This is a genomic window from Finegoldia magna, assembly GCF_018371055.1.
In the GTDB taxonomy this organism is placed as follows: domain Bacteria; phylum Bacillota; class Clostridia; order Tissierellales; family Peptoniphilaceae; genus Finegoldia; species Finegoldia magna_I.
Genome location: NZ_JAGYZD010000002.1, coordinates 1 through 19946 on the forward strand (window position 1 = coordinate 1; position 19946 = coordinate 19946).

Annotated in this window: 10 protein-coding genes and 1 pseudogene; all 11 read left to right on the forward strand. The window is 30.3% G+C overall.

Translation table 11 applies throughout. From position 1 onward, the window contains the following. Window positions 1-160: pseudogene (gene tuf / locus KHW44_RS00165) on the forward strand (elongation factor Tu); the annotation flags it as partial. Window positions 161-565: 405 nt separating this feature from the next. Continuing rightward, window positions 566-1948 (forward strand): CAMP factor family pore-forming toxin, encoded by a 1383-nt coding sequence (locus KHW44_RS00170; RefSeq protein WP_002842046.1) that lies wholly within the window; start codon window positions 566-568, stop codon window positions 1946-1948. A 27-nt stretch (window positions 1949-1975) separates the two neighbouring features. Continuing rightward, a complete protein-coding gene (locus KHW44_RS00175) occupies window positions 1976-3355 on the forward strand; it encodes a CAMP factor family pore-forming toxin (protein WP_002842054.1) in 1380 nt (459 codons plus the stop codon). 123 nt (window positions 3356-3478) lie between these two features. Continuing rightward, on the forward strand, window positions 3479-11356 hold the full coding sequence (locus tag KHW44_RS00180; RefSeq protein ID WP_304064465.1) for a lectin like domain-containing protein: 7878 nt from the start codon (window positions 3479-3481) through the stop codon (window positions 11354-11356). Between the two features lie 160 nt (window positions 11357-11516). Next, window positions 11517-11810 carry a hypothetical protein gene (locus KHW44_RS00185; RefSeq protein WP_002842045.1) on the forward strand — a complete coding sequence of 98 codons (294 nt, stop codon included), beginning with the start codon at window positions 11517-11519 and terminating at the stop codon, window positions 11808-11810. A 30-nt stretch (window positions 11811-11840) separates the two neighbouring features. Continuing rightward, window positions 11841-14180: an ABC transporter permease gene (locus KHW44_RS00190; RefSeq protein WP_002842032.1), complete on the forward strand. Its 2340-nt coding sequence runs from the start codon at window positions 11841-11843 to the stop codon at window positions 14178-14180. Further along, entirely contained in the window at window positions 14173-14991 is an 819-nt protein-coding gene (locus KHW44_RS00195) for an ABC transporter ATP-binding protein (RefSeq protein WP_002842057.1), read from the forward strand. Before KHW44_RS00190 ends, KHW44_RS00195 begins: the two co-directional genes overlap by 8 nt. Before the next feature lie 84 nt (window positions 14992-15075). Further along, the gene (locus KHW44_RS00200) at window positions 15076-15993 is read left to right on the forward strand and encodes an AEC family transporter (protein ID WP_294685750.1); all 918 of its coding nucleotides are present in this window, start codon (window positions 15076-15078) and stop codon (window positions 15991-15993) included. Between the two features lie 63 nt (window positions 15994-16056). Beyond that, window positions 16057-17343: a 2-hydroxycarboxylate transporter family protein gene (locus KHW44_RS00205; protein WP_304064470.1), complete on the forward strand. Its 1287-nt coding sequence runs from the start codon at window positions 16057-16059 to the stop codon at window positions 17341-17343. Window positions 17344-17472: 129 nt separating this feature from the next. Next, entirely contained in the window at window positions 17473-18645 is a 1173-nt protein-coding gene (locus KHW44_RS00210; protein WP_094208416.1) for an NADP-dependent malic enzyme, read from the forward strand. Between the two features lie 9 nt (window positions 18646-18654). Next, the gene (pepT, locus tag KHW44_RS00215) at window positions 18655-19866 is read left to right on the forward strand and encodes a peptidase T (RefSeq protein ID WP_094208417.1); all 1212 of its coding nucleotides are present in this window, start codon (window positions 18655-18657) and stop codon (window positions 19864-19866) included. Window positions 19867-19946: the final 80 nt, after the last annotated feature.

Consider the following 19946-nt stretch of genomic DNA (forward strand, 5'->3'; position numbering starts at 1 on the left):
CGCATTAGAAGAAGGCGTAGAAATGGTAATGCCAGGAGATAACGCAAAATTCATAATCGAATTAATCACTCCAATCGCAATCGAAGAAGGATTAAGATTCGCCATCAGAGAAGGCGGAAGAACAGTAGGAGCAGGCGTTGTTTCTAAAATTATAGAATAATTTAATATACTAAGACTATTTAGCTCTCACTTAGGTGAGGGCTTTTTTTGTACACTTTTTAAATAAAGATTTAGAAAAATAAATAATAAAAGGAAAAAACATTTCTTAAACTTATAAATTAAACAATGTTCTGTTTTTAGAAAAACTCTGTTTATATTAAAATATAATATTTAAATTGACAAAATTAAAATAGTATGATAATTTTAAAAATAGATAGAGATATATAATATAAAAACCAAAAAATGAACAAATCATCACTATATAACAATTAAAATACAATAAATGTTACTAAACAAAAGTATGAAGTGTTAAATGTTACAATCGTATTAAACCACATATTTTACGATAATGCTTAATATTACATATCCTATCAATTTAAATAAAGGAGGTAAATATTAGGAAAAGATGAAAAAAAAGTATAAGTTATTTTCAATAATTTTATTGCTATCGTTTTTATTGACTTCAATACCACAAGAATTGTTTGCAAAATCTTACGCAGATAAAGAAATAAAAATCGACAAATATGAATTATCAGATGTATCACAACTTAAGAATATTAATTATGATTATAATCTTATGATGAGTGAAGACGAAATAGCAAAAGAAAGTTCTGTTCTTAAAGGAGCAAGAATTGAAGGAAATAAGGCGTATGAAATTCCGTTAATGAAAAAAGCTCAAGACGATTTAGCCGTATTGTCGCAAGATAGATGTATTAATTTACCATCTGCTATTAACAATTACAATCCTCAACAGTTTTTTTATATCGGTTCAATAGGAGTAAGAATTCAGCTTTTGAGAAAAGTTAATAGATTCATTGATCTAATGACGACAGAATATATCTATAAAATTCAAGAAGCTCATAATTTAGCTGCACAAACAGCTTTTGAATCGGTTATGGTTGCAATCAATCCTTTCAATGGGAAAAAGGATGTATTGGCAGCCATTGATAAGTTGGACAAAAATATTGAGAAAATAATAAGTCTTAGAGATTTGACTGCTAGTGATCAGGCAACTGTTTATGTAAAAAGATTGATGTACAAAAACATCGCTGAGGCGAGAAAATCTTCTAACAAATACTTTGATAAAGGCGACTATGGTGCAAAAGGAAAAGAAGAATTTATCCAAACCATTTTTAGAACGGAAGTTAATGAAATTAACAAAGAAGTTGGGAAAAACATTACTTTTGGACAGTTAATTGAATTAGATGCAAGACTAAAATCTGCAGCTTCTTCGGCATATCTATCCAAAGAGGTTTTAGCAAATCCTAACTGGTTAAATGGGACTGTTTTGGGCGAGATTAGTAAACAAAATGTCTTAAAATCAAAGTACAGATCATCTATTGATAAAAATGATTTTGATATGTGGCAAAATCTAGTTAAGAAAGTTGTAGATAAAAAAGTTGAAAAAAATCCAAGATACGATTCCATTTCAAACGCTATTTATGATTTATGGGATTTTAATGGAAAACTTATAGCTAAGTATCCAAATTCATTGAAAAGAGAAGAATTTGAAATAGATGGGTTATATATTCCATCATCTTATATAGAACCATATCAAGTAGCAAGTATAAAATGGATTGTATCGCCTACTTTTGATAAAGTTCCATCTGGAATGAAATCACAAAGTTCCAATATTATTATTGGATTTGCTGGTCAAAAAGCTCAATATGGAAGCTACAATAATTATGTAGTTGCTAGATCTTCATTACAAGACGAAGTGGTTACAACTAATATGGATGGCACTAATTCGGATCTTATTTATCCTGATTTCACAGATCCGGAAATATAGTTAATCTTAAATTTTATGGAGGATATTATGAAAAAGAAAATTTTAGCGATAATGTTAGCTATGTTGATGGTATTTAATGTAGCTGCACCAGTAATTGCAAGCGCTAATGAACAAACTGAACGTAGTTTAATTGAAGAATATCAAGAAATGATACCTCAACTTTCACAAAATGAAATGCTTAAGGGAGCTACTATTTTAGAAGAAAATAAAGTTAAAAATGTTCCTTTAATGAAAGCATATCAAGAAGATATCAAGACATTAGCTGAAGACAGAAGTTTTGATATTCCACCTGTAGCACAAAAATTTAATGAACAAACAATTTATGATTTAGATTCAATTGCACCAAGAATTAAACTTTTAGGTTTAACAGGAATATTTATTCATAGATGTTCTACAGAACTTCTATATAAAGTTCAAGAAGCTCACAGTAGAGCAGCTGGAGAAGTATTTGTAGCATTAGTAACAGCTTTTAACCCCTTTAATTCAGTAGAAGATATTGAAAAAGCTTGCGAAAAAATTTCAAGTGTTATGGATGAATTAAAACAATTCCCTGATTTAACTGCTGATGATTTTGCTACAATCTATTTAAAGAGAGTTTTTAATAAAAGCTTAGCTGACGCTAGAAAACTTCTTAACAACTACTACAGAGATGATTTGACAGAAGTTGGAGTTAAAGGTAAAAGAGAATTTGTAAGAAATTCACTTTCAAAAGAAATTGCTGATATTACTAAAGCATCAAATACTCAAATCCAAGTTAAAAACTTAATAGAATTAGATGCTAGACTTAAATCAGCTTGTAGCCAAGCTTTACTTGAACGTGATATCTATGCAAGTCCTAAGTGGTTAAGTGGAACAATAGATAAACAATTAAACGAAATCAGAAACATAAAAAATAAAGTAAACAGATATTTAACTTCTGAAGATAGAGCTAAATTCGATAAAGAATTAAGAAAAGCACAAGATGTTAGAAGAGCAAGAGACGTTTCTTATTCTAGAGCTGCTGAAGGAGTTTACATTTTAAGAGATTATGTAAATGAATTGAGAGCAAAATACCCTGAAGAATTTGAATCAATCTTAGCACTTCGTGAAGGTGAAACTATTCATTGGTCCGAATTTAATGTACAATCTGAATTACCAGATCCCGCAAGAATAGCTAAAATTATCTGGTTAAATAATCCATCTTTTGATTTCTTACCAGATGGTTTCAAACCAAAAGATTCAGAAGAAATCATTGTTGGATACGGTCATGATAACAACAAATTAGAATATGGATCTTATGAAACTTACAAAAATAATAGAGAAAAATTGAGAGCTTCTGAAGAAGTTATCAACCCAGATTTTGGTGATGAAAACTCAGACTCAAATAAAACATCTAATGATGGATATTTGATATTTGATTTTAATTAGTTATAAGGGGCAAATCTTATGATTTGCCCTCATTAACTAAACTTTATGTAGTAAATCTTCTTACAAATCTAAAAAAATATTTTAGGGTGTAAGAAGGTTTATTCACAAAAAAAGGAGTATTTTATGAACAAAAGGTTAAAAATATTTTCGATTATTCTTAGTGTTGCATTGGTGTTGCCTATGCAGCCATTATCAGCTAATAAACAATCAAACAATGATAATAGAACTAAAGATTTAATTGAGTTCAAACAAACAAATACAAGTGAAAAAAAAGATGATTTGAATTTGTACGAAAAAAGCATAGAAAATAACAATTTTAATGTTAATTCAAAAACATTAAAACAAGATCCATACAAAATTCATACAGATTATTCATCAATAGACAATAAGGTCGGTAAAACTATATTTCCTAGGACATTCTTTTTCAGAAGCATTAATGTTGCAGACAATCCAAAATATGATTTAAGGGATATTGGTAAGGTTACAAGTGTAAAAGATCAAGGTCCAAATGGTTCCTGCTGGGCTTTTGCAACTTTTGGATCTGCAGAATCTATATTAATGCCAGATGAAAGAATGGATTTTTCTGAAAAACACATGAGAAATACTCACGGATTTGATTGGGGTCCAAGTGATGGCGGAACTAGAACAGTATCTTCTGCTTATTTGGCTAGAAGATCGGGTCCTGTTCTTGAAAAAGATGACCCTTATGATATTTATGGATCAGATTCTCCAGAAAATTTACCTATAGCAAAAGAGTTAACACAAGCTATATTTTTACCAGACAGAAGAGATTCCAACGATAATAATTTGATTAAATCCATGATAACAAAATACGGTGGAGTGTATTCAGCGGTTATGGGTGGGGATGAATATCTTAACAAAAAAACAATGGCACATTATTATTCAGGTGCTCAAGTTCCAAATCACGCTATAACAATTGTTGGATGGGATGATAATTACAGTAAGAAAAATTTCAAGACTACTCCACAAGGAGACGGTGCATGGATTTGCAAAAACTCTTGGGGTACTGGATGGGGAACTCAAGGTGGATATTATTATGTGTCTTACTATGATAAAAATATAGGAACACAAAATTCTCAATATATTTTAAAAGATTTGAATGAAAATGAAAAGATTTGGCAATACGATAAGTTAGGAATGACAAGTCAAGTTGGTCTTGGAGAAGAATCGTATTATGCGAACGTGTTTGGTCCAGTAAAAGAAGATACCTATCTTTCAAGTGTCGGGTTATGGACTTCTGCTAATAATGCTGAATACGAAGTTTTCGTAAATACAAACGTAGATAAAAATGGAGGACTTTCACAAAAAAATAGCGTAAAACAAGGCAAGATGCAATTTGCTGGATATGAAAAAGTGAAGGTAGACGACACTCTTATTTCAAAAGGCTCAAAGTTTGCTGTTATTGTCAGAATGAAAACTCCTGGATACAAATATCCAATTCCAATTGAAAGACCTATCAAGGGATTTTCTTCGAAAACAACAGCAGAAACTGGACAATCTTTTGTAAGTAAAGATGGTGAAAAATGGACTGATTTAACCGATCAAATCAAAAACGCCAATGTTTCATTAAAAGCATTTACAATAGATGGAGAGCACATTAATGGTAACAATGAAAATGAAAATAAAATAGAAAGCATTAAATTCAAAGAAAAAGAAAAACTTCTCAAAATCGGAGAAGCTGTAACACTAGGAGTTGATTTATTACCTAAAACTGCAATAACTGAGGATTTGAAATGGGAAAGCTCTGATAAGACAGTTTGTGATATTGACAATACAGGAAAAGTTAAAGCTGTTGGATATGGAGAATGTATAATTACTGCAAAATCAAAACATTCTTATAGAGTTTTTGATACTATGAGAATCAGAGTTGATGAATCAAACGCACAGTTTAAAGCTAATATTTCATCAGATAAGCAAAGTTACATTCAAGGAGAACAAGTTGGTATTAATATAGCACTTAAAGACCAAAATGAAAACCAAATCGTAAATAAAGGTATTGAATGCGAAATAGTTACATCTCATGATCAAAACTTCAAATACAATTTGAAAACAAATTTAACAGGAGAAGCTAATTTTAATGTTAAACTTGCAAATACTGCAGCTATTGGTAAGTATAAGGTAAATGTTTATTATAAAAATAAATTAATTGGCATTAACACTTTCAATGTTGAAAGCAAAGATTTTGTGCCAACAGTTGAAAATCCACTTTTTGTTGAAAACAAACTAGACAAAGACAAAATCAAACCAAATACTCAAGTAAAATTAGTATCAACAGTTACTAATAAATACGCAGAAATTAAAAGATATGCTAAGGTGAATGCAACCATTACATCTCCATCTCAAAAAGAATACACTAAATCATTGTACACAGATAAACAAGGACAAGCTATATTTGATTTGGAAAAGGAAATGTTCAATGAAGAAGGCGTTTATAAAATAAAAGTTAATGCAAGTTTGAGTGGTTTTGATGATTTTACTGAAACACTAGATTTACATGTAGATAGAAATACAACCGAAATGAAAAATTTAGATCTACAAATGAATTTGTCTAAAAAAACTTTCATGGTTAAAACAGAACCTGTAAATGTCGATTTTGTAGTAAATAATGAAAATAAACCTATTTCTGATGCGAATATTAGATTGACCATAACTGATCCAAATCAAAAATCTTATGATGTTAATTTGAAAACAGATAAAGATGGGAAATCTAACTTCTCCATGAATTTGTCAGAAAGAAATGTAATGGGAACTTATAAAATAGAAGCCGTTGCCTACAAAGAAGGATACTACGATGTAGAAAAAAGCGATTCATTCTTTGCCAAGAAAGATGGAAAATACTTGAATATTTCTTTTGAATCTGCAAAGAAAGTTTACAAACTCAATGAATCAGCTTATATTAAAATCCAAATCAAAGATGAAAACAACAATCCAATGAGAAATTCATCGGTTGATATTACAATCTTGGATCCGAACCAACAAGAAACTAAAATCAGAAAAGTAAGTGACTATCAAGGATATGTATTCATTTACATGACACCAAAAGCTTACACTTCAAAAGGGGAATATTCTATAAAAGCTGTAGCAGATTACTACAATTACCCTTCATCATCCGCAAATTATAGGATAAAGTTTGGAGAAGACGAAGATTATAAAGGGATTTCAGTAAATGCCAAAAATAGAAAAGAACAATATTTTGTAGATGAGGTTGCTGAAATTGATTTTAAAACAGTAGACGAATATGGAAATAGTGTCAACAATGCAGAAGTTAATATTTCTGTAAAAACTCCTGATGGTAAAGTGATAATTGATAGAACAACAACAGATGACAAATCAATTGGTAGTTGGATATATAAATTGAAATTGGCTGCCGGTAAGTACGATGTGACATTGAAAGCTCAAAAATCCAATTACAAATCATTATCTCAAACAATCAGTTTTACCGTAGTTGAAAGGCCGAAACTTAAAAAGTTTAGCACAACAATAATGTCAGATAAGAAAATATATGAAGCGACTAAGAATGCAGTTATAAAACTAAACTTGAAGGATGAAAAAGGAAATAACTTTTCAAATGTAGATGTCAAAGTTAGAGAAATATCTCCAAATTCAAAGAAAGAATCAAACGTTAAAACGGATGAGCAAGGAAATATAGAATTAAATGTAAATACAGAAACTCAAGGAAAATATGAATTGTACTTTGATTTGTCTAAAGAAAATTACGAAAAAACGACAAAAAGATTTGTATTTTATTCTATTACTAATCAAATTCCTAAGACAAATGATAGTTTCTTTGATGCTAAGAATGCTACCGATGTAACGAAATATTTGAAAACTCAAAAACCTTTCATATTAGATGTAAGATCCAAAGCAAGTTTTGAAAGAAGTCATATTGACAATTCATTTAACATGGATTTAAATGATACTGATTTTGATGATTTTATGAATGCTTTGGATAAAACTACAAATCTATTTGTAATAAGTAACTTAGAATCAGAATCTAAAATCAAACAATTGAAAGATAAGGGTTTTAAATCTGTAGCTTATATTAAAGAAGGTATGCAAAAATACATCGAAGTGTCAGGATTAGAAAACAAAGATTACAACAAAAATCTTAGATTAGATATAATTCGTGACAAATCTGTATACAATTCAAAAAATGAGATAACTTTTGATGTTAAAACTACTGACTCAAACTACAATTATATAGCAAAGTCGAATGTAAAATACAAATTACTTGACTTAGCAGGAACTGAAATAAACAGTGGGGAACTACAAACTAATAACATCGGACAAGAAAAATTAAAAATCAAGCTTTCTGATAATATATATCCAGGAACTTACAAAATAATAGCAGAAGCTAACAAAGATGGATACTACAAAGATTGTTCATTTACTAAATTTGATATTTCAAACAAAGATGTAAATGATGATTTTATCAACTACGATGATGCCAATAAATCTTCATATTTTGCTCATTTGAAAGATGATAAAGAAAGCAAAGATTTATTAAAAAATATTTACGGTAAAAATCTCTTAGGTTATTCTGTTAATGACCTGAACGATAAATCAAAACTTCTCAATGATGTCGTTGATTTAAAGAAACCAAGCATTGTGTTGTTTGATAATAACAAAGCTAAGTTGGAAGATTTTGCAAATAAATCACACGAAACATATAATTTTGTGAGAATAACATCAGAAAATGATAAAAAGAATTTACAAGAAAAAAATCTTAGAAGATTGATATCAACAAGTTTCATTGATACAGATAATGATATTAGAAATTCCAAATTATCATTGACTCAAGGTATTAAAATACTGGTATTAGATGAAGAGGGTAGAGTTGTAAATTTAATAAATCAAAAAGATTTTAATAATATTAAAACTATATTAGCAAAACAAAATATCAAAATTGAAGATAAAATAGTAGACCCTAATGTAGAATTAAAAACAAATCAAAAAGCAAACATTAATATAACATCGCCAAACACAACAGTTAAGAGAAAAGACGTTGTTCAAATTAATGTTGAACTAAAAAATGAAGACACAAAAGAGTATTTGGCTAATAGAAATATTAAATACACTTTGCAAGATCCTTTTGGTAGAACTGTATCATACAACAGGCAAACAGATAAAAATGGTAGACATATACTAAAAATTGGTACAAATGATAAAACTACCTTGGGAAAATATAGTGTCAAAGTAGAATTGTTAGATGCTGAATACCAAAATGCATTCAAATTTATCGAATATCAAGTTGTAAGCCAAAACACTCCTGATTTACTTCAAATGAAAGCTTTGATTAAAACTGATAAGGAAAAATACGAGCTTGGAGATAGTATTAATTTGGAATTGGTTGTATCAGATTTGAATGATTCAAAGCTAGATAAAGCACAAGGACAAGTTATACTAGAAGATTCAAATCAAAAACAATTATTCAATAAGAGTGCAGTATCGGATAATTCTGGAAAAATTAATCTGTCCTTCATCACTAATGACAGTAACGTATTGGGACAATATACTTTAAAAATCAAAATTTCAAGAGAAGGATTTAAAGATTACAACAAAGAAATTTCAATTCAAATAGGTGATAAGCCATCTAAACCAGATGAAAAACCAGATGAAAAACCAGACAAAAAACCAGACAAAAAACCAGACGAAAAACCAGAAAATCCTATTGATGTTGAAATAAAGGAACAAAACTTCCCGTTATCGTTTGAACAAGCTTATGCACTTGGATTTTTCGATGCAACTGATAACTTAACAATGATCAATGTAAAATCCAAATATGGGTTCAATTACAGCAATTTTGTATTATACGATAAGAATAACAAACCAATTAAAATACAAGATTTGATAGATAACAAAAGACCTACAATTTTCTTGATGGGAGATAGAGTCGATTCTCAATCACTTAAAATGTTTGAAAATTCTTCGAATATAAATGACAAAGCATTTAATTTTGTCAATGTTATTACCAATGGAAATCAAAAAGACTTGGAACAAATAGGCAAAGGCAAACTATATTCGGATTTATTTATGAGAGGTAATTCGTTGAATGGACAATTTAGATCGAATAAAAATCAAGTAGTTATTTTGGATAAAAATGGAAGTTTATTAAATGTATTCCCATACAAATCAAACTACGAACTTTTGAGAAGATTTAACATGTCTAATGGATATTACGCAGACAATAAAAACTTCAAACAATTGAGCTTAGACAAGTTCAAATCAAGTTATCCGATTTCTCTTGAACAAAGAAAAAACAGAAAAGATTACGAAAAATTGTCAGAAAATGAAGCTAAGTTCAGTTCACAATACGCTAAGGATCTTTCTAGGATTAAACTGATAGACAAAGACAACAAACCTAAATCATTAGATGAAATTTCTAAAAAAGATATTAAAATACTTCTGATTGGAGATTACAGAAAAGAAGATACTATTAAAATGTGGGAAAATTCTAAGTATATTAAGGAAGGAAACTACGATTTAATAAATGTATCTTATTTGGGGGCACAAGCTGACATCAATAAAAAGAAAGAAAGATTTGAAAGTTTGGAAAATGTTAAGAAAGAAATCTATGTTACTGGAGCATATAATTCATTGATACAAGTTCCAAAACCAACAATAGTTGCTATTGATAAAAATCAAAACTATATGTTTACAAAAGAATACAATTCAAACGAAGATATCAAGTATGTTTTGGATAGAACTGTCAATACTTTCGCAAGCAATGAAACAATAACAGATTCATTTAAACCTATTGAAGATCTTAAAATCTTGGAAGAACTTCCGAAAGAAAAAGATCCAAATAGAATTGTTCCAATGACCTATTCTCAAAGAAAAGAAAGAGGAGATTACAGGATATTTGAACCGAACGAAAAAGAAGTTAATGAAAAATACTACGGACGAGATATGAATATGTATTTAATGAAAGACATCAATTCAAATCAAAAATATATAAAAGAATTCTTGAACAAAAAAGTAAACGTAATGTTAGTAGGATCTCCAGAAGATAAAAACTCTAGAATAATGTGGAAGAATTCATCGTATTTGAATTTGGAGAAAATCAATCTAATAAAGATTTCCAATTACAAAGACGAAAATGTTTTGAAGAATATGTTTAACTCTTATGATATGAATGATGTCAAAACAAACTTCTACTGTGGTGGAGAAAAATTTGATTTTGATAAGTCGGTTTCAAGCCCATATGTTCTCATTACAGATGAAAACGGAAGAATGCTATTTGTGAAAAAATACATTTCCAACCAAGATATTGAGGATTTAGTGAACAGATCATTACAAACAAAATACACTGAAAACTCAGTTGGAGATGATATGTTACCAATTCAAAACGAAAAAATATCATTAGACAATAAAAATCATGAGCCAAAAATAATTGAAAATGTCCAAGGAGTTGACCCAGATGAAAATGTAGCGTTGACATTTATGCAAAGGGAAAGTAGAGGTGACTACAAGGAACTTAACGATAATGAGAAGAAATTCAATAAATTATATTATGGACGTGATATAAAAAATTATAGGTTTTTAAAAAATGATAAAACTTCTGAAAAAATTTCTGAGTTACAAGATGAAAATCTTACAATACTTTTGTTAGGTAATTACAAAGAAAATAGTTCATTAAAAATGTGGCAAGAAGTCAGTAGAATACAAAGCGATGAATTTTCTATCAAAAACATGAACACTATCGGTAATATCAATGTTATAAATGATACGATTAGTTCTAAAAAATTGGATATATCTGAAATATACACAAATGCTAATTCGATATTTTATTTAAACAATAGAAGAAATAATACAATTGTAGCAATTGATAAGAATTCCAAAGTTATTTTCATTAAAGATTACAATGACATGAACGACATCAAGTATGTATTGGATAGAACTTTAAAAACACAATTTTCAAAAGATGTCCTCAACATAAAAGTTCCTGAAGTCTTAGATGTTGATTTGAGTGACAAGTAATTAAAAAAAAGTCTTTCGCACTTAAAAGTGTGGAAGACTTTTTTATGAAAATCTTTTTGAAAATATATATAAAAAACAGATTAATATTTTTTAATAATAGATTGAAAAATAAAAAATAGGGTATGAATTAAATAAGAATAATTTGAAAGGAGACTTAAAAATGAAAAAAATTTTATTTGTCATTATGATTGCATGTTTGACAGTGGTTGGTACAATAAATGCAAACGTTTCATCAGCTGTTAGTTCGGCAAGTTATTATGAATTAGAAAATGTTGAAGAGAATGAATACGGTGAGAATTTTACTTTTGAAAGAGGAAAATGTCCTGTACATTTGAACTATGAAGATGTGTACAATGATGGACATAGTGGACAGTTATACAGACAGAGATTAATAACGATCGACGTGACAAATAATACAGAGACCTGGTATTATTCGGGAGAAATTAGCAAATAAAATTATTGAAATTCAATGAAAGGAGACAATATGTTTGAACTGAAAAAACTTTACAAGTCGTTAATTTTTCCTTTTGTAGTTATTATTTTTTGTGTGTATTCTCTTGTAACATTAAACAGCATAAAATATGAATATACTGATCAAGATTATGCATATTTTATACAAACTAGGAATAATTTTGAAAACACAATGATGGAGTCTTTTGCATTCTCAAAGTCTTCGGAAAACAAAGAAGAACAGCAGAAATATTTGGATTATAGCAAGATGAATTTTAATTCTTTGCAATACATAAAACCTTTGCAATACGATGTGAGTATGTTGATGGAAGAGACAAAAGCTGCAAAGTATTCTTCAAAGACAGAGCATAATTTCTACAATGAATTATTGAACCAATATGATGAGATAAAATCATTCAAACAACAAAACAACTTAAACAAGTTGGAGATGGATATAATGTTTAGAGAATTAGATCCTTATTTTAACTTGATTCGTGATGAAATTAACAGATATGGATTCTACACTACATCCAATAATTTTAGTTTTTTCAAATCTTTTGGTTTCCTAATGGAAAATGTCATGAATGATATTTTCTTGTGTGTGATTTTTCTGATAGCTATATTTGCTAATGAGATGAATTTCAAAAGTCTAAAATTAGACACTATTTCAGTTAGTTCCAAAAAATTAGTATTTGCAAGGCTTGTAAAGTATGTCGTATTCTTTGCGGTTGTAAGCTTATCAATGATTGTGGGCAATATTATTTATTCTGTAGTCAATGGATTTCCAATGGGAAGCGCGAACGATATGATATTGAAAACTGTAACAAACTTAAAGACCGATTCGCTTATAACCATGAATGTAAACTCAGTGGTACTTACTTTAAAATACATAGGTACGGGGTTTTTAATTTATAGCATTGCGATGATTTTGTATGAGATTTTCAGAAGGTACATGAAACAAAGTCTATCAATTATTGTTGTTTTATCAATTTATTGGATAATTTCTTTTATTTCAAGAAAATATGATCTATCGTTTAGCTTAAATAGTTTTCATAATTTTGGTATTGTTTCAATAGCTGTTCCAATTGTATTAGCACTATTTATTGTATGTTTAATACTAGTTAACAATAACAGATACAAGTTGATTTATTATAATTTTTCTAAAACATACTCCCAAGTCGATATCAAAAATATCTTGCAATTAGATTTTGCTAAAATTATGAGAAGCAAATTATATAAGTATTTTTGTGTACTAACTGTAGCGGTAGTTGTGTTATTCTGTTTCAATACGATAAAATTCAAAAACATAAAATCAAGGGATGATTTGCAAACTATTGACAACAGTATTGATGTTGCAAAGATTAACGTTCACAACAATCCAAAAGACAAAGGATTCAAGCAAACACTAATTAATTTGGAAAATTTCAAAAAATCTTATGTTAACAGAGCTGACAATCCAGAAGAATATTACAGTAATATGCTACTTTACCTGAATTCTAAGTGGGGATTTGATGTGGATTGGATAGATCCGAGTGCTTCTCGCTCTAATGAGAACAGGGTGCATTATTTTATTGATAACCAGTTAAAACCCGATTCAAGTTATCAGATTGTTAGCAATGAGATTGAACAAAGTTTATTATCTAATAAAAAACTAAGCTTGTATAAAACAAAACAACATGCTCCTACTGAACAAAAAGGACTTATAGGCAATGTAATATCTATGTATGAAAATGGGATTATTCCAGCCTTTACGTTGATTATTTGCTTGATATTTACTCTTGAGTTTAAAAAGGAAAGGTCCAATGGAACTTTGAAGTTAGCTTTTTTGAATGAATGGAAAAAAGATGTCTGGAAATCAAAGCAGATTAATTCGTTTGTACTATCTGCCGGAATGTATATTGTGATTTTGGCAATTAGTATGATAATTGGATTGTTTAACGGAGGACTTGGTGAGAAGTTGTATCCAGTGTTCTGCTACGACTACAGTTATAACGGTGTAGTAGAGGGCGTGTTCAGGGCATCTAGTGGTTTCATATTGCCAATGATTTTAATAAATATTTTGATAATTTTACTTGTGGTTAGTTTTTCAAATATGATGACCACATTCATCAAGAATGAAACTGTGAATATAATTGCTACAACTTTCTTGATTGTTTTGGGAATAATTGTTAGCTATTTTGGAACTTTGGGTAAGTTTTTCCTATTAAATCCATTTAGTTCTTTGGATAGTTTGATGATATTGAAAGGCGGATACAATTATTTGAATGAGTTTAGTTTTTCTAATCCGATATATAATGTGATAATGATTGTATTTTATATTATAGTGTTTAATTTGATATCAATGAAAAGAATGAAGGGGGATATTAATGCTTGAGATTAAAGGTCTGAACAAATCTTACGGTGAAAACGAAGTATTAAAGGATTTGAATTTGAAATTAGATAAACCTGGTATTTACGCGTTAGTTGGACCAAATGGTATTGGTAAGACTACTCTTATGGATATAATTTCTGATTTGACGAAGTACGATTCAGGTGAGATTAAGGTTAATGATATAGATAATAAAAATCCGGAGATTTTCAAGTATTTATCCTATGCAAGAAGCTTGGATATGCTGTATGATAACTTGACAGGGTTGGATCATTTTATTTTCGCAAAGAACTCACGTCATGTTTCTGATGAAAAGTTTGAAGAAGTGTTGAATATTTTTAAGGTTCATAATTTTATGAAGAGAAAAGTTAGCACTTATTCTCTGGGTCAAAAGCAAAAAACTTTGTTGACGTATTTTTTCATGGGGGATTATGATATCTACATTATGGACGAGCCTGTAACTGGATTGGATCCTACTAGCGTTATTTTGCTTAGAAATTATCTTCTTAAATTAAAAGATGATGGCAAGATAGTTGTGTTGTCATCTCATACTTTGTCAGAAGTGGACAAGTTAACAGACGATGTAATGTTTCTGGTGGATAAAAAAATAGCGTTTGAGAATTTATCTGAGATTTCAAAGGAACAATACAAGGTTGTAACATCCGATAGTGAAAACCAAAGGGTCGTCAATATTCTGGCTAAGAATGATTTGGACGATTCTTTGAAGAAATTTATGGCTGATGGTTTAATCATCGATTCGATTGAAAAATCAGATTATACTACAGAGGACAGATACATTGAATTGTACACAAAATAATTTGATTTTTTGCTAAATAAATAGTATTGTGGTATAGGTAAGTGATTTCATTTACCTATATTTTTATGTGAAAAAGGTGGTTTTTTGGTAAATTATACGCAGTTATATCTGACGATTATCAATTTATTCTGTTTGATTTTTGTTGGGTTTTTGCTTAGAAAATTCAAGATAGTAGATGAAAATACGATGACTGGACTTAACAAGCTGATTTTTAATGTACTTTTTCCAGTTAAAATTATGATGAGTTTTTATAATGTGGAGTTTGGAAATGATTTGAGCTTGAAATATTTTGTGTACTTGAATGTTATGTTTTTGTTTCACATTTTTCTGACATTTTATTTTTCAAAAATCACTAACGAAGATAAGTCTGTCGCTGTTTTGGAAGCTAATGGAATGAGTAGGGGTAATTTTATAATAATGTCGTTTCCTATTTTGAGTGTTTTATTCGGAGATAAGGGAATTGTGATGGCTGGAGCTATCACTGGTATTAGTCAGTTTTTCTATAATTTTTATACGGTGAGCATGTACGAAAGTCTTGTTGGAGAGAATAATTCTAACAAAACTTTATTGATTAATGTATTCAAGACTCCGTTGATGATTGGACTTTTCGTTGGAATTTTCTTGTATGTAACTAAAATTAACATATTTTTCTTGGAAACTTCTCTTAAGAGTTTGGGGGATATTGCGGGAACTTTGGCTTTGGTGACTATGGGGTATGGTTTGAATTTTAGAATTGATTTCAAGGAAATTAAATCAATTTTAAAGGTATCTGTGGTGAAGCTTTTGGTTCTTCCTTTGACAGGATTATTTATTGGAAAAATTTTCGGCTTGTCTGAAATTCAAAAGGTTGTTGCGTTGATTTTATTTGGTGCTCCTACGGCTGTTAATACTTATGTTTTTGCTAAAAGATATCGTCAAGATGATTCATTGGCAGGGTATTATGTTGTGAGTACTACAATTTTGTATTTATTCACTTTATTACTTTTAATTAAGCTGATTTAGATTGCTTTTTGTTTTTTTAAATGAGATAATATAAGATGTAAAAACTAAATAAGGAGGTAATATATGGATAAAAAGATTGCAGGTTTAAAATTACCGTATTTTATAATCGCATTAGTAATAATCGTTTTATCATTTATATTTGATGTTCTACCAAATGGCATGGTTGGAGCATTTTTGTTTTTGATTGTATTTGGGGAATTATTAAACCTAATCGGAAATCACACACCAATTATTAAGACATATTTGGGCGGTGGAGCTATTGTATCTATATTTGTTGGTGCGGCTATAACTTATTATAAATGGTTACCAGCTGAATCCATCAAAAGTATAAATACTTTTATGACTAAGGGAGGATTCCTTGATTTCTACATCGCAGCTTTAATCACGGGTTCAATTCTTGGTATGAATAGAAAGTTGCTTATCAAAGCGGCTATTAGATATTTACCATGTATTTTGGGTTCTGTAATTGTTGCACTACTTTTAGTAGGTGGTGTAGGTTTGTTGTTCGGAAAGAGTGTAGGTGAATCTATCGCATACATCGGTATCCCAATTATGGGTGGTGGAATGGGAGCAGGTGCTGTACCTATTTCAAAAGTTTTCGAATCAGCATTGAACATTCCATCCGAAACTATTTTGAGTAAACTTGTTCCAGCGGTTGCATTGGGAAATGCTATGGCAATCGTTGCAGGTGGTCTTTTAAATAGCTTAGGAAAAGTAAAACCAAGTTTAACTGGTAATGGTCAATTAGTTAGAAGTGACGACGATAGTTTGAAAGCTGAAAAGAAAGAAAATATAATCTTAGAAGATGTTAAAGATTATGGCGCAGGAATTGTAATTGCAACAGCATTTTTCACATTTGGTGCAATATTAGCATTTTTGTTCGAAAAAATCGGTATCAAAATCCACTCTTATGCTTGGATGATTATTTCTGTAGTTATCGTTAAGGCAGCAGGAATTGTTCCTGAAAAAATCGAACATGTTGCTGAAGGTTGGTACAATTTCGTAGCCAAAAACTTTACTGCAGCACTTATGCTTGGTATTGGTATGGCATACACTAATTTGGGACAAATTTTCGATGCATTTACACCAAGTTATGTGATTCTTGTCCTAGCAGTTATCATAGGAGCTATCATTGGTGCAGGTATCGTCGGATATTTCGTAGGATTCTATCCAATCGAAACAGCATTGACTGCCGGATTGTGCATGGCTAACATGGGCGGTACTGGCGATGTTGCTGTTCTTACGGCTGCAGATAGAATGGAATTGATGCCATTTGCACAAATATCTTCTCGTTTGGGAGGAGCGTTAATAATTTTATTGGCATCTGTTTTAGTTCCAATATTTTTCTAAATTAATTGAGGTATTTTAAATAATACCTCTTTTTGTTTGGAATAGTTGGGCTTTAGTGTTAAAATTATATTGTAATAATGTTATTCAACAATTTTGTTGAAAGTTATATGAAAATTTATGAGGTGAAAAATGAATATCGAAGAAATCAAACAAAAAGCTCTTGAACTTCACGAAAAAAATCAAGGAAAATTAGAAGTAGTATCTAAAGTAAAAGTTAATGACGCTATGGATTTGGCGTTGGCTTACACTCCAGGTGTTGCTGAACCTTGCAAGAAAATTCACGAAGACAATTCATTAGCATATAAATATACAAATAAAGGAAATATGGTTGCAGTTGTAACTGATGGTTCTGCAGTTTTAGGTTTGGGAAATATCGGTGGAATTGCTGGTATGCCTGTTATGGAAGGTAAATCAGTTTTATTCAAAGAATTTGGTAATGTTGATGCGTTCCCAATTTGCTTGAATACACAAGACACTGAAGAAATTATTAGAACTGTGAAAGCAATTTCTCCTTCATTCGGTGGAATTAATCTCGAAGATATTGCAGCTCCAAGATGTTTTGAAATCGAAAAAAGATTAATTGAAGAATTAGATATTCCAGTATTCCACGACGACCAACACGGTACTGCTGTTATCGTATTATCAGCAGTTATCAATGCGTTGAGAATCGTTAAGAAAGATATTTCTGATGTCAAAATCGTAATCAGCGGTGCAGGTGCTGCAGGTATTGCAATTTCTAACTTGTTAACATTAGCTGGTGCTAAGAATAATTTAATCTTAAATAGCCGTGGAATTATCGATCCTGATGATGAAAAACTTGACGAAGCTAGAAGAGAAATCGCTAGAACAACTAACCCTAATAAAGTTAAAGGCGATTTGAAAACTGCTATGGAAAATGCAGATATTTTCATCGGAGTTTCTGCTCCTGGAATCTTAACAAAAGAAATGGTATCTTCAATGAACAAAGATGCTATTGTTTTAGCAATGGCTAATCCAGTTCCAGAAATCTATCCTGACGAAGCAAAAGAAGCTGGTGCAAGAGTTGTTGGAACAGGTAGAAGTGATTATCCTAACCAAGTTAACAATGTATTGGTATTTCCTGGAGTATTCAGAGGTGCATTGGACGCAAAAGCTGACAGAATTACTGACGATATGAAATTATCAGCAGCTTATGCTATTGCTCACATGGTTGAACAACCAACAGAAGAAAGAATTTTACCAGAAGCATTTAACAAGGATGTTGCAAGAAATGTTGCAAACGCAGTTAAAAAATCTTGGGAAGAAAAGAAAGTTATTAAATAGGAGAAAATTATGATAGATATAGTTGATAGATTTATTGAATACGCTAAGATTTACACTACAAGTGATGAATCAAGCGAAACATGTCCATCAACAGCTAGACAAAAAGATTTGGGTAATCTTTTGGTTAAGCAACTAAAAGAAATGGGAATCGACAATGCGCACATGGATGAAAATGGATATGTGTATGCATCATTAGAATCCAACTTGGATAGAGAATCGAAATCTATAGGATTCATTTCTCATATGGATACTGCCCCTGATATGTCAGGGGAAAATGTAAAACCACAAATTTTGGAATACAAGGGTGGAGACATCAAATTATCCGATACTGTCACTACAACTGTGGAAGATTTTCCATTTTTAAAAGATTTGGTAGGTCAAACTTTAATCCATACAGACGGAACTACACTTTTGGGTGCTGACGATAAATCTGGTATCGCGATTATAATGGATGCTGTGAATAAATTATGCGAAAACAAAGATATTAAGCATCCAACAATTAAAATTGGATTTACTCCTGATGAAGAAATAGGCAGAGGAGCTGATTTGTTCGATGTAGAAAAATTCGGCGCTGATTTTGCATATACTTTGGATGGTGGTCCAATTGGAGAATTGGAATACGAAAACTTCAACGCTGCTGGTGCGACAATAACTATTCACGGTAAAAATGTTCACCCTGGTAGCGCAAAAAATACTATGATTAATTCACAATTAATCGGTATGGAATTATTCAATGAACTTCCAGTAGCTCAAAGACCAGAACATACTGAACATTACGAAGGATTTTATTTGTTGACATCATTCGAAGGGTCTGTTGAAAATACTGTTATGAAATTCATAATCAGAGATCACGACAAGAAAAAATTCGAAGAAAAGAAATCTTATTTGGAAAAATTAGTAGAATTCTTGAATGTGAAATACAACAACGCTATCGAATTAGACATGAAAGATAGCTATTACAACATGAAAGAAAAAATAGAACCTGTAATGGAAATTGTGGATTTGGCTTACAAATCAATGGAAGATTTGGGAATAAAACCATTAGTTCAACCAATCAGAGGTGGTACTGATGGAGCACAATTATCATACAAAGGACTTCCATGCCCGAACATTTTCACTGGTGGATATGCTTTCCACGGAAAGCACGAATTATTATCTATCGACCAAATGAAAAAAGCATCGGATTTGGTTTTGAAAATAATAGAAAATTATTCAAAATAAAATATCAAGTAGCTTCTAGTAAATCTGGAAGCTATTTTTTATTGAAAAATGTTCCCAACAAAAATAAATTTTGCTATAAT